Here is a 20426-nt window from a genome sequence, read left to right on the forward strand (position 1 = left end):
TCCGTGGCCCTGCTCACCACGCTCAGCATCCCCTTGACCGTGGCATACGACCTCTGGACAGACGTGGGCCAGTACTACCTGATCGCGCAGCCGATGGGCCTCACGTTCTGGAACGTCCTCGAGCTCCAGGTGCCCTTCACGCTGTACCATCTCCTGAGCTCGCTGATCTTCGTGCCCCTCTTCGGGATGGGGATTCTGTACCTGCACGAGGTCGCCTGGCCCTCCACCGCGGAACAGCCGACGCAATCGCCCACGGATCCGAGCAAGCCCGCGCAGGACCGCTGATCAGAGGAGTTCCTCGATCTGCTCTCGCATGCGGCGGATGTCCTCCCGGCGCCGCTCGAGCTCGTCTTCCTGGGCGCGGACGGCGCGTTCCCGGGATTCCAGGCTACCCTTGATCCCTTCGACGTCTCGCTGCAGGGCCGCGAGGCGCACGCGCTCCTTCTCGAGGGAGCGATCCTTGGTCTTCAGGTCCGAGGCCATGGACCGGACCTTCTGGGTCTCGTCGTCGAGCGTCTCTCGCTCCTTCTCGAGCATCTTGGCCACAAGCACCTCGATGGCTTCCTCCTTGCGTGCGACCCTTGCACCCTCGGTCTCGAGGTTCTTCCAAAGGGACTTGAGTTCCGCCCGCTCCTTCGCCGCGGCAGCTTCCGCCTCCTTGATCCGCGCGTCGCGCTGCTCCAAGGCCTTCCCCCGTGCGTCGTGCTCCGCCCGTGCCGCGTCGAGCCGCCGCTGACGCTGGTCGAGATCCTCGCGGGCGCGGGCGACCTCCTCGAGGGACGCCCGTTGCTCCTCGACGAGGGCGGCCTCCTCCTTCATGCGATCCTCCAGCTCGCGGCGCTTGCTCTCGGCGTTCTTCTCTGCGTACTTGAGCAGGGTCATCGCCTTGGACTTCAGGTCCGCGGCCTCGTCCTCACGGGATCGTACGGTAGCTGCAGACGCCTCGATGGATTTCTCCCGCTTGGCCAACTCGAGTCGAGCTCGGTCCAGGCCACGGCTCTCCTCCGCGGTCTGCCGCGCCTCCGCCGCGAGCCGGGCCCGCTCCTCCTTGGCCTCCTTGAGCCCCTTCTCGAGATCGGATCCCTTCTTCGCGAGTGCTTGCCCGAGTCGCTCGGCGTCTCCCTCACGCTTCTCAAGGGTGGACGCGAGGACCTGCAGACCCGATTCGCGCTTCGCAATCTCCGAGCGCTGGTTCTCGATTCCGGCTCCGGCCTTCGCGAGGTCGGAAAGCTTCTCCTTGAGGTCCGTCTCGCGACCCGCGAGCTCGCTCTCCCGCGCGGAGAGGCGTTCCTCGTGGGCGGAGTGTTCGGCCTCCTTGGCCTTGAGCGCTTCGAGGCGTTCCTCGAGGCGTTTGGATTCGGATCGGACCTTCTTCTCCAGGACGGAGAGGGAGGACCGCATGCGTGCGAGGTCCTTTTGAGCCGCGGCAATCTCCCGGGCCTCTTGGCCCTGGGCGCGGCCGGTGGCGGCGAGGTCCTTCCCGCGGGCCTCGAGCGCCTCCGTTTCCTGTTCGACCGTCTGCTCGCGCCGGGCGAGCTCCTTCGCGCGTTGCCCGAGCCGGCCGTCCAGGTCTCCGAGATCGATCTCCTGCTGGGACAAGGTCTTCCGCGCGACCTCCAGGCCCGCCTCCCGCCGGTCCAGTTCGGCCTCCAGGCGCCGGAGTTCCTCCTCCTTGCCTCGGAGGGCCGTTTCGCGTATCCCCAGATCCTTTTCCTTCTTCTCCGTAATCGCCACGAGGCGGCGCGCCTGCTGGAGCTCGGCCCGGGCCTCGGACTCCCGGCGCCGCCGATCCGCGTCCGCCGTCGTCCGCTCGGACTCGAACTCCTTGCGGGCCGCCTCCAGACCTTTCGCCTGCTTCGCGAGATTGGCCTCAGCGGCCGCGGCCGCCGTTTCCCGCTCCGCGAGCCTTGCCTCCAAGGCCGCGACGTCTCGTAGCCGGGATTCCGCGGACTGCATCTTCGTGGTCAGGTCGGCGCGTGTGGCATCGAGGGCCTTTCGCTCCGCCTCGAACGCCCGACGCGACTTCGTCAGCTCTGCGGTCCCCTCCTTGAGCCCCGCGAGCCCCTTCGCGAGCCCCACTTCCCGGCGTTCCACGTCCGCTCCGCGGGACGCGAGCCCGTCCTCGCGCGCCTCAAGGTCTTCCTCCTGCGACTTGAACTTCGCCAAGGCGGCCTTGTGGGACTCCAAGGCGGACCGGAATTCCTTGGCCCGGAGGTCGAGTTCCTTCCCGTGGGACTCGAGATCCTCCCGCCGCCGGTCCAGGTCCGCGGCGTCGCGCTCCAAGCTCGCTTGGCGGGCCCTGTGGTCCTTCTCGGTCGTCGCCTGGGCCCGCGCCGTCTGCGTCTGCTCCTCTTCGCGCCGTGCCAGGAGGGCCTCCCGCCTCTGCAGGACGCGTTCCGCCTTCCGGACCTCGTCGAGATCGGCTTTCGCCTGCGCCCGGGCAGCCTCGAGGGTCTTGGTCTCCTCGGCGAGCCCCTCTTCGCGCTTCAGGAGACCCGTCTCGCGTTCGTCGATCTGGGAGCTCGTGAGCTTGATCCCTTTTTGCAACCGATCGATCTCCGTGCGGCGCGCGGAGAGATCCTCGCGGGCCTTTTCGAGCGCGGCGCGTTCGCCCTCGAGCTTGCGGAGGGCTTTCTCGAGCTGGTCCTCCCGGGCCTGGAGGTCTGCGTCCGAAGCCGCGGCGGCGGCCTCGCGCTTCCCGGCGACGTCCTCCCGGGATTTGACTGCGGCCAGGGCGCCCGTTGCCTCCTGTTCGGCACCTTGGACCGCCGCCTCACGGCGCTCGAGTTCCGTCTGCCGGCCTGTGAGGATTTCTCGGAGCTCGGTGAGCTCTCGAGACTCCTTCTCCAGCGCGGCGGCTTGAGACTCCAGGTCACGCTTCAGGTTCGCGAGCGCATCCTGCCTCTCCTGGAGTTCCTGGTCTCGCCGCCCTGTGCGCGACTCGAACGCCTTCGTCTTCTCCTCGACGCGCTTCTCCAGGCGAAGGGCCTCACGCTCGCGATCTCGGAGGGCGCGCAGACCGGCCTGGGAATCGGATTCCGCCTTGGTCAGGACTGCCTCCCGTCGCTCGAGTTCCTCCTCGCGGCGCTGGGCGATCTTCAATCGTGATTCAAGATCCGCGCGAGCGGATCCGAGCTGCTTCTCGCGGTCGGCGAGTTCCGCGCGGCCTCGCTCGAGGGCGGCTTCGCGGGTGCTCAGGTCCCCCGCCTTCGCGGTCCCGCTCCGTGCCTCCCGGAGTTCCCGCTCCAGGGCGTCGATTTGGCCTCGCGCCCCGTCCAGGTCCGCCTTGGTGCGGGTGATCTCCGTGGTGAGCTCCAGTTCGCGTCGCTGAAGGCCGTCCTTCGCGGACTTCAAGCCCGCCTGGAGAGCCTCGAGATCCTTATCCCGCTTGGCCAGCTCGCGGTCGCGAGCCTGGACGGCCTTCCGCAGGTCCTCGGTCTCCGTGGCCCACGATTCCTCCTTGGACGTGTGCTCCGCGGCGAGGCGGTCGGAGGTTTCCTTGGACCTCTTCTCCGCCTTCTCCACGGAGCGTTCGCGCTCCTTGATCGCCCGGAGCTGGCGTTCCGCCTCGAGGGCCTTCTCCGCCGCGGCCTTCGCCACCCGCTGCGCCTCGTCCTCGCGCACCCGGAGCTCCTTCGCCTGTGCCGCGAGCTCCGCCTCGCGGTCGGACACCTCGCGGGCTTTCTCGTCGAGTCGAGCCCACTGGGCCTTGAGGTCGGCCTCTTTCGCGGTGAGCTCTCCGGCCTTGCCGGCTCGGCGTCGCAGGTCGTCAATCTCCTTCTGGAGCCGGGTCGCCTTCTCTTGCTCCTGCTCGACCGCGTAGTGGGCCTTCGTGACGTCTTCGGTGAGTTGGATCTCCCGATCCTGCTGGGAGCGGCGGAGCCGCTCCGCGTCCGCCTTGGCGGCTTCAAGTTCCTTCCGGATCTTGGCGAGATCCTTGTCGCGAGTCTTGATCTCCTGTTGGAGCGCCTCCGAGCGCTTCTCCGCGGAGGTCTGCAGGGTCTTGCGGGCCTCCACGAGCTCCGCCTCGCGGGCCTCGACCTTGGCCCGGGAGTCCGCAATCTCCTTCTCGGCAGCCCTCACGACGCGCGCCATCGCGTCGAGCTGCTCCTGCTTAGCCCAGACCGTGGACTCGCGGGACTTGAGATCCTTGTTCCGCGCGTCCAGGACTCCGACGGCCTTCTCCATGTCGGCCTCGCGCTTCCGGAGCGCATCCTCGCGGGACCGAAGGGCCTTTTCCTGAGATTCCAGGGAGGTGGTACGCTTGTCGAGTTCCTTGGCCGCGGCAGATGTGTCCATGGCCACCTCCTTGGTCCGGTGCAGCGTCTCAAGCTCGACGTGGGCCTCCGCGAGTTGTTCCCGGAGCTCCTCCATGGTCTTGGAGGCCTTCTTCGCATCTTCCGCGAGCTCGCTGTTCTCCTCCTCAAGGTCCTTGAGCTTCTCCTGGGAGGCTCCCAGGGCCTTCTCTTGCTTCGCGATCTGGACCGTCTTCGCCTCGGAGAGTTTCCGAAGCTCGCCGAGCTCCCGCAGGAGCTCGCTCTCACGCGCCTTGGCGTTGGCCTCGAGCTCCGCGAGCTGGGCATCGAACTGGACGACCGTGGAAGCCTCCGACGCCGCGGACTCGCCGTCCCGGTTCTGGAGGCTCTTGCGGGCTTTCTCTCGGAGGCCGGGCATGGTCACAGCTCCAGCTCGTCCATGACCTTCTCGTACGCGGCGAAGCGATCCGACTTCGCGAACCGCCTGATCTTCTCGTCGGGGAGCTCGCCGAGGAGCTCGTCGAGGTCCTTTAGCACGCCCTTGATCGACTCGTGGAACTTCACGAGGGATTCCTGAGCGCTCGCGAGCTCGGCCTTCTCGACCTGCAGCTTCTCGAGCTGCTCCTCCATCTGGGACATCCGAGCCTTGAGTTCGGTCATCTCTTCCGCGGCCGGACCCACCGTGATCACCGTCTCGCCGCCCTGCCCCCCCGGCCCGGGCGTGGAAGCCTTCTTCTCCAGGGCCCACCGCCGCCGCTCCATGTCCACTTCCGCCTCGCTCAGCGCGTGATGGCGCTCGTCCAGGAGGCGTGCCTTGTCGCGCAGGAGTTCCTCGCGCTTCTCGAGCTCCCGCTCGCGCTCGTGGAGGCGGTTCATGAGGATCCGGAATTCGTCCTCGCGCCGGACGATGTCCGACTCCCGCTCGCGCATCTGGCCGAACGTCCGTTCGCGCTTCTCCAGCTCCATCCGGAACGCCTCGATCCGAGCGCGCAGGGTGGACTCCTTGGACTTGAGCTCGTCCTGCTGCATCCGGAGGATGTTCCGGTACGTGTTCTCCATGTCCACGAGGCCCTCCTCGATCTTCAGGATGTCCTCCTTCTCGAGGAGGAGTTCCTCGATCTGCCGCTTGAGCTCCTCGCGCTCGCGGACCTCGATCTCGTTCGTCGAGGACTCGAGCGCCTTGATTCGCACGCGGGCGCGCTCAATGAGCGCGTCCATCTGCTCGAGGCGCTGCTTGCGCCGGTCGATCATCTTTTCGAAAGGCTCCGCGAGCTTCCAGAGGTATGCCTCGAGGTCGCTCTGGTCGCGGTCGCCTTCCGTCATGGAGACGGGCTCGGACCCCGGGCTTTCCGGCGGCGGGGCCACCTGACTCAACCGCGCCTTGGCCTTCTCGCGACTCAGTCTCAGGATGTTCCGGAGGTACTCCTCCTCGGGGCCGCCTTCCCCGGGCTTCGGGGTCGTGTCCACGGTCCGGATCTCGGGGAACTTCGCGGAGCACTTCTTGCACTCCTTGGCGTCCGCGGGATTCACGGAATTGCAGATGGGGCAGAGGACGGCGTCCATGAACCCCTCGAACGATGCGCCGCACTTCTCGCAGCGCTCGGCGTCGGGCAGCGTGCCCGCTCCGCAGTCGCTGCAGTAGGCGGCCTTGCCTGGGGTGAGGGCGCGGAGGGCCATCCTTCGCTTCTCGAGGAGGTTGCGGGACCGGTGGAAGTGCCTATTCGTACGCGTTGTACGCCAGGATCTCCGACAGGTGCTTGCGCCCCGCGGGAGGCTCGAAGGCCTCCGGGAAGCCCAACGACGTCAACCCCACGACGTGGGCGTCCGCCGGGATGCCAAGCAGGTTCTTCACCTTCTCCTCGTTGAAGGAGAAGACCCAGGAGGTCCCCAACCCCTCACTCGTCGCCGCCACGGTGAGATGCGCGACCGCCATGCCGACGTCGACGGGGTACGAGTTCATGTACCCGCCGACCATCGCGACGGCCTCGTCGAGCCGAGCGCAGGCCACGACCATGAGCGGGGCGTCGGGCAGCTTCCTGCCGTCCGTCGTCATGCCCATCAGCTTCCGCTTGCGGTCCTCGTCCGAGACAACGATGAACTTCCAGGGCTGGAGGTTGTCCGCGCTGATCGCGAGCCGCGCGGCGTTCACCACCGTCTGGACTTTCTGCTCGGGGACCGGGTCCGGCTTGTACTTGCTCACGCTCTTCACCGACTTGATGGCCTCAAGGACCTCCATATCGTCCCGGGCGTTCGTAGTCGGCGTCCTGATAATAAGCGTTGCGATGCCAAAATCGCGGCGGGGACAACCCGAGGGCTGGTATGGCGGATGGCGGCTCGAGCGCGACGTTCAGGTGTCCCCTCGTAGCGCGTGAGGGACGCGCCAGGGCCGGGTCCTTCGGAACGGACCATCACTCCGTCTCAGGCGCGGCCGGCGGCTCGGTAGGGGGCGGGACCTTGCGGACCACGACTTCGAGGGCAAAGCTGACGATGAGGACGAGGCCGCACAGCAGGAGGACAACTCGAAGGGCGCCGGTGTCCCCTGCGGCGGATTGGAGCCCAGGAAAGACGGGGATTCCCGCAGCCTCGAAGGTCCGCGGATAGATCGATAGGAGGACGAAGGTCACCGCATCGAGGACCGCGAGGAATAGCCGGGTCCCTAACGAGCCAAGCTCGAGGAGGTCGTATGTCAGGAAGGCCACGACGATGGACAGGGAACCGAACACGGCGACGGACGGCGTCACGATGTACAAGGCCGCGGCCGCGCCTAGGCACGACACGCCCACGCCCACAGCCAGCGCATCCTTGCGCTCCACGGCCGCCTTTCGGTTCCGCCGCAGCCAGACCGCGGCCAGCGCGATAATCCCCAAGCTCACGAGGACCATGTAGTCCGTGATGCTCACGAGGAAGTCTTGTCCCGCCGCAACGAGGAACACGATGGCCGCGAGGACGCAGAGCCAGGACCCGCGTGCGATGGCCCGCGGGAGGAATCCGTCCTCCCCGAGCGACCGGATGTGCCGCGTGGCCGCGAGGAACGCGGGGACGAAGGTCGTGAACGTCGCCAGCATGAAGGCGAGGCCCATGAGGGCCTCGTGGGGACCGCCGAGGACGGACTGCGCTACGTACAGGGCGGGGATCTGGGAGCTGGCGACTCCCGCGGGAGACGGGTTCGCTGCGAACACGGCGAGCGCGTAGAAGATGTTGATTCCGGCGGCGATGAGGACGGTCACGACCATCGCGACACCGAAGTAGCGCCCCTTATCCGCCGTGTAGCCCCGCCGGATCCAGGAGAGGATTGGGATCGGGGATCGGTCATGGGCCTCGCGGTCCAGGGCCTGGATCTCCTGGAACCCGAAGAAGAGCAGGTACAAGTAGCCCGTGTTCACCACGGTCAGGCCGACCCAGTCCAGCGGGGAGCCCGGCGGAACGGAGCCGAGGCCGCGGAGATTCCACCCGCCCGCGGAGCCCAGGAGGTAGCTCTGGGCGACCACGATGAGCACGAGAAGGGACGTGAAGACGATCTGGGCGCGGCCGATCACCCGGGCGTACCGCCGTTCGAAGATGGAGTTCATCACGAACCAGGCGGCGAAGAGGATGATGATCAGAGCGACGATGTAGAACGTCAGCGGTCCTCCGAGCCCGTACGCGCCCAGCAAGCCGGGGAGGTAACCGAAGACGAAGACCACGAATACGATGACGCAGTACGCGGCCAGGGCCGTGTTCGCAACGGCCATGGAGAAGCGCGAGATGAAGTACCTCGCGCTGCGTGTGCCCAGGGCGACGCCGACGAAGGCAGGTCCGCCGACCGCGACCCGGCCGCTCCGCTTCAGCACCCCGTAGCTGTCTGCGTTGTTCTTGGCCATGGCGATGGAGAGGGCCGCGGCAAGGACCAGGGAGAGGATCGAGACGATTTCGTATTGGATCACGTTGACCGGAATGAGCAGGAAGAGCGGAGCACCGAGCGTTGACCCGATGCCGATGGCCAGGATCGTCGTGAACCCGTACACGGGTCGTGGCCCCGGGCCCGGCCGGAGCGAGGGCAGACGGACCCGAGCTCGCCCGATCGCGGACCCGAGGAGAAGTCCTCCCGTAAGAATTCCGGCCAGGAGCGCCACAAACGCCGCAGCATCCCCCATGGAGAACCGATCGAGTCCCGTCACCCGGAGCGAGTTGAGCTCCCCCGCGAGCCCGTAGGTCGCCACGATGAGCACCAGGACGCCCAGCGCCGCGGTCAGGAGACGGGCGGCCCGTGTGGCGACTCGCAGTGCGCCGGACGCGTCCGCCATGTCGGCGCCTCACGCGGTCGGCGGCACGACGCCGGACTCCCGGAGGCTGCGGGAGGCTTGGCGCAGGGTGTAGAGCGCCGCCAGGAGCAGGAACAGCGCGAAGCCGAACCCCAGGGCCACGATGGCCGGATCCGAGGCCGCTGCGGACCCCAGGCCCAGGGAGAGATCCGCGAGGTACCGCGCGAAATCCTCCCGCGACGTGAAGCCCACGATGGCGGGCACGACCAGGATCAGGCCCGCGACGGTGAGGAACGCGCCGAGTACCAGCTCGCCCACGCCCACGAGAAGCTGCCCCCAGGCCCGTCGAGGCCGGTGGGGCTCCAACGCGGCCAGGAAGCGCTTTACGTCCTCGTCCTGGGACGCGAGGATCTGCTCGCGGAGCCGCCGCGTCGTTTCCGGGCCCCAGCCGTGCCGGGCGCCGAGACCCCGGATCTCTTGCCGGATCCGACCGATGGCTGCGTCCGCATCGTCCAGTGCGTCCTCGAGCATGCAGGGAACTCGGTCCCGGACCACTTATGCGTTTCTCCCCGCCGCCAGAGGAGCGCACGGGCGCTGCTCCGAGGGAACGTTTAAATCAAGCCCGGTCTTCTGCGCCGCCGCGGGCCCGTAGCTTAGCCTGGTTGGAGCGCCCGGCTGATAACCGGGAGGTCGCCAGTCCGAATCTGGCCGGGCCCATTTCTCGAACGCCTCGACGAAGCGGCGGCAAACACGAAGCTACAAAGCGGCGTCCGCGCTGCGGCGTGCGATGGAAGGCGGCCCGGCCCGTCGCGCGTGGCTCACCCGGGACGCGCTTCTCCTCTGCCTCTCGGCGTTCTTCGCGGACACCGGGTACCAGGCCGTGGCCGCGGTGTTCCCCCTTTTCCTGGTGTACCAGATGGGGGAGAGCGCCATCTACGTGGGCCTGTTTTTCGCCCTTGCGTACGGCATCGGATCCCTCTTCGCGTACGTCGGCGGCCGGGCCGGGGACCGGTTCAACAAGAAGTACGTCGCGCTCGCAGGGAACCTCCTCATCCCCCTCATGTCGTTGAGCGGCCTCTCCGCGAGCGTCGCGGTCGCGGGCGGACTGTTCGTCGCGGGCTGGTGGGCCCGGTACTCCCGTACGCCGGCGCGTCGTGCGTGGCTCGTCGAGGTCACGGATCCCCAGTACCGGTCAAAGGTCTTCGGGTTCCTCCACGCGCTGGACGTTGGCGGCGGGGTGCTCGCGGTCTCGTACTCCGTGGTCCTCCTTCTGGTCCACGTCTCCTACACGGATGTCCTCCTCGTCACCGTCCTCCCGCTCCTCCTCTCGAGCCTGTGCCTCGTCCTCGCGAGGCGGCCGTCCCCGGCAACCGCCGCGGCGCCGCGTGCCCGCCCCACGGGTTCCGCCGCGGGTCAGGGCGACGCCGTCGTCGCCTACCGGGCCCTCCTGGCCTCCGCGACGCTCTTCGGCTTCAGCTTCTATTCGTTCGGGTTCCCGATTCTCACGGTGGCCCAAGCGCAGAGCGGCGGATCGCTTTCCGAGATGAGCGCGCTGGCCGTGGTCACCTTCGGGGTGTATCTTGGGCTCTCCGCCCTGGCGGGGATCGTGCTGGGCGGCAGGCACCTCCGTCCGATCCGAGCCATTTGGAGCATCGGATACCTCGTTGCCGCGTTCGCCTCCCTGGCCATCGGCACCCTCTACCTGGTCGGCGCGAGCGCCTTCCCGTTTTACGCCGCGGCCGGAGCCCTCGGCTTCGCGACCGGGTGCGTCGAGACGTTCGAGCCCACCCTGATCTCGAACCTGGTCGCCGCCCATCGCCTGTCGGAAGGGATGGGATGGCTCAGCATGACCCGGGCCGTGGGCTTGTTCACCGCGAACCTCGTGCTGGGCGTGCTCTTCGGCCTCAATGAGTTCTATGCCTATGTCTATGCGTTCTCGACTGCGGTCGTCGCGGCAGCCATCCTGGCGTATGCCGAACGGCGGACGCGGCGTACCGCAGGTGCCGAACCGGGGTCCAGCACCTCCTGATCCCGCGTAGTTGCGGGGAGACGGCGAGACCTTAACTACCGCGGATGGTCCCTGGGTAACGATGGAGTCGTCGCGGCCCGCGACCGCCAGCGAACCCCCGAGTTCCCCGTCCGCGCCTGCACGTCCTCGGACAATCCGGGGATTCCTCCAGGGCCCGCGTCTGGTCGACCGGCGGGGCTTCTGGTTCGTGCTCGCCATCTTTGTGATGGTCATCCTCGTGTTCGCGGTCGCGTTCTACGCGTTCGTGACGACGCTGAAGCCGCTCGCCACGGCTCCGGTGACGTTCGCGCCGGCTTACATGCTCGGGGGCAACGGGACGTTCAACGTGACCTCGGACAGCAACACGACGTGGCCCTGGACCGGATTTTCGGTCAACCTCACGATCAACAACGTCGGGACGACCGCGGTCGCGCTGGCACCGAGCGGCGGGAACGTGACCCTTTTCATCGGCACCTCCGCGCGCAAGGACGCGTACCACATCGTCTGGCTCGACCGCGATCACAACGGCGCCGTGAGTCCCGGCGACGTGTTCTGGGTGACGGGGAACGGGGTCGGCCTGCCCGCCCTGAGCTACGTCCAGTTCAGCCTGATCTGGCGGAGCGGAGGCTGGACCGCGACGGAGTACTTCGTCACGAGTTCCGCGATCGTGTAGGCCCCTACCCGTCGGGACAGGACGCGGCCCGGATGCTCGACGCGTTCGACATCCATTTGCGCTCGAACGGAATCAGGGTCCGCGAGGAGCGCCATGGCTCGGAAGCGAGACCGGAATATGAAGCATCGGAGCTGGGAGATCACGGATGGGCCTTCCCGGGCGCCGGCGCGTTCCATGCTGCGCGCCATGGGCCTCGGCGACGAGGACTTCGCGCGGCCGTTCGTGGGGGTCGCGAACAGCTGGAGCGAGGTGACGCCGTGCCAGCTCAACCTGGACCAAGTCGCGCGACGAGTGAAGGAGGGCGTCCGCGCCGCGGGCGGCACGCCGCGGGAATTCCCCATGATCGCGGTCTCCGACGGCATCGCAATGGGCCACGAGGGCATGCGCGCGTCCCTGGTCAGCCGCGAGGTCATCGCGGATTCCATCGAGCTCATCATGCACGCGCACCGATACGATGCGCTGGTTGCCTGCGCGGGCTGCGACAAGACGATCCCGGGATCGCTCATGGCGATGGCCCGACTGAACCTCCCCTCCGTGTTCACGTACGGCGGCCCTGCCCTCCCTGGCCGCTTCCGGGGCCGGGACGTGACCATCCAGGACATGTTCGAGGCCGTGGGCGCCTTCGAGGCGGGCCGGATGAGCGCGGAGGATCTCGCGGGCATCGAGCGCTGCGCCTTCCCCGGACCCGGCACGTGCGCCGGGCTCTTCACCGCGAACACGATGGCCGCCTGTGCCGAGGCCCTCGGACTCACGGTCCCCCAGGATGCCGCGATTCCATCCGCGGATCCGGCTCGGGAGGAACATGCGGAGCGTGTCGGCCGAGCCGTGATGCGGTCCCTCGAGCTCGGGCTCCGGCCCCGCGACATCCTGACGCATGACGCGTTCGTGAACGCGATCACGGTCGACGCGGCCATGGGAGGATCGACGAACGCGGTTCTCCATCTCCTCGCGATCGCGCACGAGGCGGGCGTCCGGCTTGCGATCGACGAGTTCGACCGGATTTCGCGGCGGACGCCGCACCTGGCCAGCCTCAAGCCCGGCGGGCAGTACGTCATGGCGGACCTGTACCGTGCGGGGGGCGTCCCCGTCGTGATGCGGCGGCTCCTGGATGCAGGCAGGCTCCGCGGAGATTGCGTCACGGTGACCGGTGACACCCTGGCGGAGCGGTTGCGGGACGTCCCGACTCGAGTGCCCGACGAGCTCCTGCACTCCGTCGAGGCACCGATCAGCACCGCCGGAACCCTGGCGATCCTCCACGGGAACCTGGCCCCGGACGGTGCCGTCGTGAAGACCGCCGGCGTGCGGCATCTCCGGCACACGGGCCCTGCGCGAGTGTTCGACGGGGAACAATCCGCGCTCGCGGCCGCGGAGACGCGTGGTGTCGAACCCGGCGACGTGGTGGTGATTCGGTACGAGGGGCCAAGGGGCGGCCCAGGGATGCGCGAGATGCTCGCCATCACGGGGGCGCTCGTGGGCCAAGGTCTAGGGGACCAAGTCGCCCTCGTCACGGATGGGCGGTTCTCCGGCGCAACAACGGGCCTCATGGTGGGCCACGTATCGCCGGAAGCCTGGGATGGCGGCCCGCTCGCGCTCGTCCGCGAAGGCGACACGGTCGAGGTCGACGTCCCGCGTCGAAGGCTTCGAGTGCGACTCACGCCGAAGGAACTCGCCTCTCGCCGCACACGCTGGAGGCAGCCGAAGCCTCGGTACGCCCGCGGTGCACTGGCGAAGTACGCGAAGCTGGTGGGCTCGGCCTCCCGCGGCGCCGTGTGCGACTAGGAAACGCGTCGGTCCGTCATCGCGACCGCGCGGGTCAGGCGCCTGCGTCCAGGAAGGTCTTACTCGGTCGAGACCGAAAGAGCATCACCCGGTGCGGCCTCCTTGGCAGTGGGCGTGGAACGCGCGTTCTCTCGAGCGAGTTCGCGGGCCCGCATGGAGGCGGCGACGATTCCATCGGAGACCGCCTGCGGCACGCCTCGTTCCTCCATGAGGCGCCACCCTGCGACCGTCGTGCCGCCTGGAGTCGCGACCAACTGGAACAGCCGCTCCGGATCGCCGCCGTCCGAGAGCAGCAGCTCCGCGGTCCCCTTCATCGTCTGGAGTGCGAGCTTGCGTGCGACGTCCTCCGGGAGCCCGGAACGTCTCCCGCCGTCGATCATCGCCTGTGCGAGGGCGGCCATGAACCCGGGCCCGCTCCCACTGAGTCCGGTCACCGCATCGAGATGCCTCTCCTCCACCTCCAGGACGCGTCCCAGGGAGCCCATGAGTTCCGCGACTCGGTCGGCGTCGTCGCGTGTCGCGGTCCTACCGAGGGCGAAGGCGGTTGCTCCCTCGCCGACGCCACACGCCAGATTCGGCATCATGCGGACCACATGACCCGTGCCACGGAGTCCTTCCTCCACCGTGTCCGTCCCGATGCCCGCCGCGAGCGTGACGACCGCCGCATCCTTTCGCACGTGTCCCGCGAGGGAGCGGACCAGCTCCCGCATGTCCTTCGGCTTCACGGCCAGGATGAGGATGTCGGATCGTTCCGCAAGCGCCGCGGGGCTGGGAACCTGCACGACGTGGTACATGGAGGCAACCTCCTCGGCCCGGGCCGGGAGGGCATCCGTGATGAGAATCCTGGAAGGCGGGAGCGCAGCTCGCTGCACGAGTCCCTTCACGAGGGCTTCGCCCATCTTGCCCACACCAGCAATGCCGACGGTCTCTTGTCCGTTCATGCGCAACACCCCGTTGTGACACCCGCAGCCAAGCGGGATCACAGCGAGCCCGCGCCGCGCCGAGGCTGCGGGTACGGCTGAGGCGTCGCAAAAGCCACAAGGCGGCGGCCAGAGCGCTTGCTCCCGGCTCGGCTCTTGTGGTGGTCCGACGTCTCGTTCATCCGCACGACTGCCTCGCGCGCCGACGCGCGTCGCCTAGCCATTTAGTCCGCCCTAGATGAACATGCCGCCGCGCGATTTGGCAAGACGCTCAGGTTCGCGGGGCCGCGGACCTTCCATTTGGCAGATTGCCCACTTCCTTCGGTCGCCTAGGCTTGCGCGGCCGCCTCCGTCCGCCGTCGGGTTCACTCCTTGACCGCGGTGAACGAGGCGCACGTCACGGTGTGGCCAACGCCCTTCAGAGCGCGTAATTTGTCGATCACGATGCGGCCCAGATCTTCCATGGATGCCGCACGGATCTTCAGCAGCAAATCCCACTCCCCGGAAATCACGTGGACCTCGTGGACGCCGGCGAGCTTGGAGATCTTGTCCGCAAGCTCGCGCTGGGACACGTCCGGGTTCGGCAGGAAGCTCACCAAGATGAACGCGGTCACCGGCTTGCCGAGCTTTCCGTAGTCGGGAATCGCCTTGATCGCGCGGATTACGCCGCGCTCGCGCATCTTCTGCACGCGGTACTGGACCGTAGGCCGCGGCATGTGCAGCTCGCGAGCGATGTCCGCGATGCTCCTCGAAGCGTCCTGCATGAGGACGTCGAGGATTTCCCGGTCCGTCTCGTCGAGCTGCTCCATGTCGAGCGGATTGCTCTCGCACACTTGAAGCTTCCGTCAGAACGCCAGACTCCGGGAATCCCCTTGTCGATTCGATGCGACGGTTGGGATGCCGCGAGGAGGTTCCCTCGTTGCGTGGGACGGTCCGGCATGCGTGGCTCGCTTGCCCTCGAAACCTTCTTACGCGGTGGGCCGCTTCCGCGGCTGCCTTGACCAACGTCGACGTTCCCTACGAGGATCTGATCGACCTTCTCGGGCGACGGATTTCGCTCGAGGAGGCGGTCAACCGGATCACGTACATGGGTTCGGGGCCCGAAGGGGTCCAGGGCGACGTGATGACGTTCGACATCTTCCCGAACCGGCCCGACCTGTACTCCGTGGAAGGGATCGCGCGGAGCCTCCGTGGGTACCTGGGGATCGAGACGGGCCTGCCTACGTACGCGGTCTCGCCCTCGGGCATCGACTTCCTCGTCGACCCCAGCGTCGCCCGGGTCCGCCCGTTCGCCGTGGGTGGCGTCGTCCGCGGAGTGGACCTGGACGACCGGCTCCTCCGCTCGCTCGTCGACCTCCAGGAGAAGCTGCACACGACGACGGGCCGCCGGCGGAAGAAGGTCGCCATCGGCATCCACGACCTCGACCGCGTCGAGCCCCCGTTTACGTTCAAGGCCGTCGCGCCCCACAGCCTCCGATTCGTCCCCTTAGGCTCCGCGAAGGAGATGGACCTCGCGGACATCTTGATCCAGCACGAGAAGGGCGTCGAGTACCGCGCCATCCTGGAAGGCAAGGAAGCCTATCCGATCATCGTGGACAAGAACGGTGCCGTCCTCTCCTTCCCGCCAATCATCAATGGGGTCCGGACGCAGCTCACGCCGGACACGCGCGACCTCTTCCTGGACGTGACGGGCACCGACTTCGAGGCGGTGAGCGGATCGTTGAACATCCTCGCGACCTCGCTCGCGGAGCGGGGCGGGAAGATCCAGACCGTCCGCACGATCTACGCGGACCGCACGATCGACACGCCCGACCTGTCGCCGATTCCCTTGGCCCTGGACCTGGCACGCGCCCAGGAGTTGCTGGGGCTCGACCTGACTCCCGAAAAGGCAGTCGAGCTCCTCCGGCGGATGCGGCACGATGCCGACGCGCACGGTCGGAGCGTGCGCGTGCGGGCCGCCGCGTACCGGATGGACCTCCTGCACGAGGTCGACCTTGCGGAGGACGTCGCGATCGCCTGGGGTTACGACCGATACCCGCGGGGCTTGGCGCGGCAGCAGACGATCGGCACGCCCCTCCCGAAGACCCTCTTCTCCGAAGCGCTCCGGCAATTGCTCATCGGCTACGGGTACCAGGAGGTCATGTCCCTGACCATGGCAAGCGCGGAGGAGCCCCTGGCGACGCCGGAGCGCGCGGTCGTGCTGAACCCCGTGACCACGGACCTGACGACCCTGCGGTCCTCCCTGCTGCCCGGGCTCCTCAACCTGTTCAAGCTCAACAAGCATCGCGAGCTCCCGCAACGCATCTTCGAGGTCGCCGACGTCGTCCTCGAGGCGCGGAACGCGAGGCACGTCGCGGCGGCAGCGATGCACCCCAGGGCCTCCTTCACGGAAGCGAAGTCCCTCGTCCTGAGCCTGCTTCGGGACGCGGGTCGCGAGGGGGCCGTCGAGCCCGTCGAAGATGCGAACTTCATCGCAGGTCGGGCGGCCTCCGTGCTCGCGGACGGACGGGAGTTCGGCCGGTTCGGGGAGATCCATCCCCGGATCCTCGAGGCGTACACGCTCGTTCAACCCGTCATGGCATTCGAGCTCGACGTCGAGCTCCTCCGGGGCGCGTGACCCGGGTCGCGAGAGAAGGTATTTCTGGCCTCCGGCGATGGCGTGGCCGCTGAGGTAGCGAAGCCCGGTTCAACGCGCCAGACTTGAGATCTGGTGGGTCGCAAGGCCCTCGGGAGTTCGAATCTCCCCCTCAGCGTTCGAACCACAGGATGGGTCCTTCGGCGACGTAGCGACCAAGCGCCCCGTTTCGTGGTTCCGGAAAGTCGCGGCCCGCCGTTCGCTAGGCGTCGAGCGTCTCCTCGTCCCGCGCTTCGCTCGCTCACTCCACGTGCTGCGCCTGCGGCGTCGGGCTCCCGGGAGGGTAGATCATGACCGTCTTGATGTTCACCATCTCCAGGAGGCCGTAGCGGCTCAGCTCGCGCCCGACGCCCGAGTGCTTCACGCCGCCGAAGGGCATCCGCGGGTCCGACTTCACCGCGTTGTTCACGAAGAAGAGACCCGCGTTGATCCGCTCCGCGATCTCGTCCGCGAGGCTCAGGCTTCGCGTCCACACGCTCGCCCCGAGGCCGAACTCCGTGTCGTTCGCCTGGGCGATCGCCGCATCCACGTTCGGGACCCGGAAGACCGGCAGGACGGGCCCGAACGTCTCCTGGCGCATGACCTTCATCTTGGTCGTGACGCCGCTCAGGAGGGTGGGCTCGTAGAACCAGCCGGCTCCCTTTCCCCGCTTCCCGCCGACGTGGAGCCTGGCCCCCCTCGCGAGGGCGTCCTTCACCTGGACCTCGATCTCGTCCCGCTGGCTCTTGGCGTACAGGGGCCCGATGTCCGTCGTCGGGTCGAGCGGGTCGCCCACCTTGAGCTTCCGGATGTTCGCCTCCAGCTTCTCGAGGAACTCGTCCGCCACGGCGTCCACGACGATGAAGCGCTTCGCGGCGATGCACGACTGCCCGTTGTTGATGAAGCGCCCGACGATCGCGCCCTTCGCCGCCTGGTCCAAGTCCGCGTCCTCGCACACGATGAACGGGTCGGACCCTCCGAGCTCGAGGACCGTCTTCTTGAGATCCCTCGCCGCCTCCCGGGCGATCTTCACGCCCGTCGAAACGCTGCCCGTGAGGCTCACGAAGTCCACACGGCTCCGGATCAGGGCCGCGCCCGTCGTGTAGTCGCCCACCACGATCTGCAGGACGCCGTCAGGGAGCCCTGCTTCCTGGAAGGCCTCCTCCACACGGAGGCCCGTCATGGGCGAGGCGCTCGCGGGCTTGATCACCGCGGTGTTGCCCGCCGCAAGCGCGGGAATCGCGAACCGGACGATCTGCCACATGGGGAAGTTCCAGGGCATGATGGAGCCCAGGACGCCGCGTGGATGGAACGCGATGTAGGACCGCTGGGCATCCGTCTGGACGACCTCGGGCTGGAGGAACGGCCTGGCGTTCTGGGCGAAGTACTCCGCGGCCCACGCGCACTTGTCGACCTCCGCGATCGATTCCCGGATGATCTTCCCCATCTCCATGGACATCGTGCGGCCGTACTCCTCCTTCCTCTTCCGGAGGACCTGGGCGAACCGCTGGAGGTACGCGGCGCGCTCCTCGACATCGAGGCGGGACCACGACTTGAACGCGTCTCGGGCCTTGTCGACCGTCGCGTTGACCTCGTCCTTGGTCGTGATCGGGAATGTCTCGAACACCTTCCCCGTCGTCGGGTTCACGACCTTCACGAGCCCCGGCCGTGCCTTGGGGACCCGCGCCCTCTTCGCGCGCTTGGTGGCCATCATGATCAGTCCTCCCTGAAACTCCGGGACACCGCGGGGGTGCATATCCTTTGCGTACTTTTTCCAAGAGTTCTTGCGCATGCCTCCGGATCCCGGCTCGGGGATGGACACGATTCGCTTCAAAGGAAGAGCGGTCCTGGTCACGGGCGGCGGATCAGGGATCGGCCTCGCGACCGCACTCGCGTCTCTCCGCCAGGACGCGCATGTGGCGGTCGGCGAAATCTCCGCGGACGGGCGCGCTCCTCGTCGCGGACGGCGGCTACACCGCGCGATGACGTGGCTTCCAGAAGATTAATATGAAAGCCCGCAATGGAAGCGCGACCGTGCGTGGGTGGCCCAGCTTGGTCAAAGGCGCAGCGTTGAGGTCGCTGTCCCGAAGGGGTTCGCAGGTTCAAATCCTGCCCCACGCATCCATTTGCCGGTAAACCTAATGTGACGATCCAAGACGCGCCGTACGCTCGCTTTCCCGGATTCATCCGAGCCCGCCAGATGCTGACGGCTCGATCAAGCAAGAGCCTGGCTTCTCGTTTCACTACGTGCCCGCGAGCTCATGAACCTCCCTGATGACGAAGCCTGATGGCCCGGGGATTCGTCAATGACGGCGGAGGAAGGGGATTGGCCGGCGCAATGGGGACGGGCTGCCGGCTTCATCCTAGCCCACGAGGAAGGTCAGTTACCGTCGCGCAGGAGTAGAAACTTGCAACACGGCAGACAGACCTCTGCTGGATGTGCCAATTACCCCGTCGAAAGGGCCTGCGGATCGCATGAAGAGGAGCTGGCCGAACCCCGCCTTGTCCAAATAGAGGAGTCTTCGGGACAGGTCGAAACAATCAATCACCGTTGTAGGTCGCTGCGCAAGAGGTTCCACTCGAGGCGATGGGCGGCGATCTCCGAACCCATGCAGCCCCGTCCAAGCGCATTCCGGGCCACATGGACCTCGAGCCCTAGGCCCTCGTGGTCTTCACCCTGTGGCCGGGCGGGAAGGTCCCTCCGACCGTGGTGAAGATCCGGACGTGAGGCCCTATAAAGGCGTCGAGAGGATGGGGGGAACTTCACGTCGGGCTCTTCGGGATCGAGACCGTCACGCGTGCCTGTCTACGTACTCGCGGATCGCCTTCTTCGCGAGGCCGTACAGGGAGATCTTGTGCTTCTTGCAGAACGCGACGAGCTCCTTGAACTCCGCCTCCCCGAAGTGGGTAACGATCCGCCGCACGGTACTCCGGGATGGCTCCCGCGCTCATGAAGGGCGTCCTGCATAGGCAGTACTATATACGGGGCAAAACGGAACATCTTGCCGTCATGGGTAAGTACCCCCTATGTCAATGCCAGGTGCGGAAGCCATGGCCAGTCTGGTTGGGGTTGCCCAAAAGACATCAAGGTGGCCCGCGTGGGTCGGTCCGCCTGTCAAGGCACTCTGTTCAAACACGGCCAGGTTCCCATGCGATCGCTCGGTCGTGAGGCGACGGATCGCGTCGCGGGTGGCGGACCGGTGTCCCTGAGAATCGAGGGGGAGCCTTCTTGGCGTGGGAGGGCCGTGGTCGGGTCGTGATGCCATGAAGGAACGCACTCTGTTCCTGGCCATCTTCGCGAGTGTTGCCTTGGTGACCTGGGGTTTTGGAATATACGCCGCAACCTGGAAGCCAAACGTGGTCGTGACGGACGGCTCGATCACAGGCGTCATCAAGGGAAACCTCACGAGCATAACTCCGGCTGCCGGACTTGTCGAATACTTCAACGCGACGACCTACGTCAATGAGTCGGGGGCACCCGGCTCGACGCTTGTATTGGAAGTACGGACAGTAACGTACTACGTTGCGCCACCGCGCAATTGGCCCAACGCCTCGTACTATCAGGGATACCTCTGGACGGGGATTTGGGTTACATTCCTCGGACACTTCGCACCGGATCTCACCCTCCGCAATCTTCAGTTGACGGCCAATGGGACCGGGGTGGTGGAGGGTACTTCAGCGGCGGATTCCTTCAATTTCCTGTATTCCTTCCTGACAGGGGCCAACATCTCCTTTGCCCCGTCAGGCCAACTTGGATTTCTCGGCACGGGATCGGTTACGATACTGGCTTCATTCCTGAACGAGACAGGGACCAGTTCCTATGACTTCGCCGGTCACGCCCTTCTGGAGGCAACCGGATTTCTCGGGCACGACCGGCATGTCGGCCTTCAGGTTGGTGTGACATGTTTGGGGGGGCCCGTAAGAGTCAGAATCGA

Annotated in this window: 15 protein-coding genes and 3 tRNA genes; 9 read left to right on the plus strand and 9 right to left on the minus strand. The window is 67.0% G+C overall.

All coding sequences use genetic code 11. The annotated features are described in order from the left end of the window. Positions 1–285: hypothetical protein (locus tag VEY12_06290; protein ID HYM39737.1), on the plus strand; the 285-nt coding region annotated here is incomplete at its 5' end. Here the strand turns inward: VEY12_06290 and VEY12_06295 are convergent. The 5 genes from VEY12_06295 to VEY12_06315 form a co-directional block, all read right to left on the minus strand. After that, on the minus strand, positions 286–4674 hold the full coding sequence (locus tag VEY12_06295; GenBank protein HYM39738.1) for a hypothetical protein: 4389 nt from the start codon (positions 4672–4674) through the stop codon (positions 286–288). Positions 4675–4676: 2 nt separating this feature from the next. Continuing rightward, the gene (locus VEY12_06300) at positions 4677–5933 is read right to left on the minus strand and encodes a hypothetical protein (GenBank protein ID HYM39739.1); all 1257 of its coding nucleotides are present in this window, start codon (positions 5931–5933) and stop codon (positions 4677–4679) included. 40 nt (positions 5934–5973) lie between these two features. Then, on the minus strand, positions 5974–6492 hold the full coding sequence (locus tag VEY12_06305; GenBank protein ID HYM39740.1) for a nitroreductase family protein: 519 nt from the start codon (positions 6490–6492) through the stop codon (positions 5974–5976). Between the two features lie 172 nt (positions 6493–6664). Next, positions 6665–8539 (minus strand): amino acid permease, encoded by a 1875-nt coding sequence (locus VEY12_06310; GenBank protein ID HYM39741.1) that lies wholly within the window; start codon positions 8537–8539, stop codon positions 6665–6667. A 9-nt stretch (positions 8540–8548) separates the two neighbouring features. Then, positions 8549–9028 carry a hypothetical protein gene (locus tag VEY12_06315; GenBank protein ID HYM39742.1) on the minus strand — a complete coding sequence of 160 codons (480 nt, stop codon included), beginning with the start codon at positions 9026–9028 and terminating at the stop codon, positions 8549–8551. Positions 9029–9139: 111 nt separating this feature from the next. On the opposite strand from VEY12_06315, the gene VEY12_06320 reads away from it, so the two are divergent. The 4 genes from VEY12_06320 to ilvD all read left to right on the plus strand — a co-directional run bounded on the left by VEY12_06320 (position 9140) and on the right by ilvD (position 12957). Continuing rightward, positions 9140–9214 (plus strand) — tRNA-Ile (locus VEY12_06320). Between the two features lie 70 nt (positions 9215–9284). Next, positions 9285–10526, plus strand: a complete 1242-nt coding sequence (locus tag VEY12_06325) for an MFS transporter (protein HYM39743.1) — start codon at positions 9285–9287, stop codon at positions 10524–10526. Positions 10527–10587: 61 nt separating this feature from the next. Continuing rightward, the gene (locus tag VEY12_06330) at positions 10588–11178 is read left to right on the plus strand and encodes a hypothetical protein (protein ID HYM39744.1); all 591 of its coding nucleotides are present in this window, start codon (positions 10588–10590) and stop codon (positions 11176–11178) included. Between the two features lie 93 nt (positions 11179–11271). Further along, the gene (gene ilvD / locus VEY12_06335) at positions 11272–12957 is read left to right on the plus strand and encodes a dihydroxy-acid dehydratase (GenBank protein ID HYM39745.1); all 1686 of its coding nucleotides are present in this window, start codon (positions 11272–11274) and stop codon (positions 12955–12957) included. Positions 12958–13016: 59 nt separating this feature from the next. On the opposite strand, the gene proC is transcribed toward ilvD, so the two are convergent. Together proC and VEY12_06345 are read right to left on the minus strand one after the other, a co-directional pair. Next, positions 13017–13898 (minus strand): pyrroline-5-carboxylate reductase, encoded by an 882-nt coding sequence (gene proC / locus VEY12_06340; protein ID HYM39746.1) that lies wholly within the window; start codon positions 13896–13898, stop codon positions 13017–13019. A 344-nt stretch (positions 13899–14242) separates the two neighbouring features. Next, positions 14243–14686 carry an Lrp/AsnC family transcriptional regulator gene (locus VEY12_06345; protein ID HYM39747.1) on the minus strand — a complete coding sequence of 148 codons (444 nt, stop codon included), beginning with the start codon at positions 14684–14686 and terminating at the stop codon, positions 14243–14245. Positions 14687–14874: 188 nt separating this feature from the next. Between VEY12_06345 and pheT the strand changes: the two genes are divergently transcribed. Both pheT and VEY12_06355 read left to right on the plus strand, forming a co-directional pair. Next, positions 14875–16494 (plus strand): phenylalanine--tRNA ligase subunit beta, encoded by a 1620-nt coding sequence (gene pheT, locus VEY12_06350; GenBank protein HYM39748.1) that lies wholly within the window; start codon positions 14875–14877, stop codon positions 16492–16494. A 48-nt stretch (positions 16495–16542) separates the two neighbouring features. Further along, positions 16543–16630 (plus strand) — tRNA-Ser (locus tag VEY12_06355). A gap of 123 nt (positions 16631–16753) precedes the next feature. Here VEY12_06355 and VEY12_06360 read toward each other — a convergent pair. Continuing rightward, positions 16754–18205, minus strand: a complete 1452-nt coding sequence (locus tag VEY12_06360) for an NAD-dependent succinate-semialdehyde dehydrogenase (GenBank protein HYM39749.1) — start codon at positions 18203–18205, stop codon at positions 16754–16756. Between the two features lie 322 nt (positions 18206–18527). Between VEY12_06360 and VEY12_06365 the strand changes: the two genes are divergently transcribed. Further along, positions 18528–18612 (plus strand) — tRNA-Leu (locus VEY12_06365). A 671-nt stretch (positions 18613–19283) separates the two neighbouring features. Here VEY12_06365 and VEY12_06370 read toward each other — a convergent pair. Beyond that, positions 19284–19415 carry a hypothetical protein gene (locus VEY12_06370; GenBank protein ID HYM39750.1) on the minus strand — a complete coding sequence of 44 codons (132 nt, stop codon included), beginning with the start codon at positions 19413–19415 and terminating at the stop codon, positions 19284–19286. Between the two features lie 340 nt (positions 19416–19755). On the opposite strand from VEY12_06370, the gene VEY12_06375 reads away from it, so the two are divergent. Beyond that, positions 19756–20426: hypothetical protein (locus tag VEY12_06375; protein ID HYM39751.1), on the plus strand; the 671-nt coding region annotated here is incomplete at its 3' end.

The organism is Thermoplasmata archaeon (assembly GCA_035632695.1).
Classification (GTDB): Archaea; Thermoplasmatota; Thermoplasmata; order RBG-16-68-12; family RBG-16-68-12; genus RBG-16-68-12.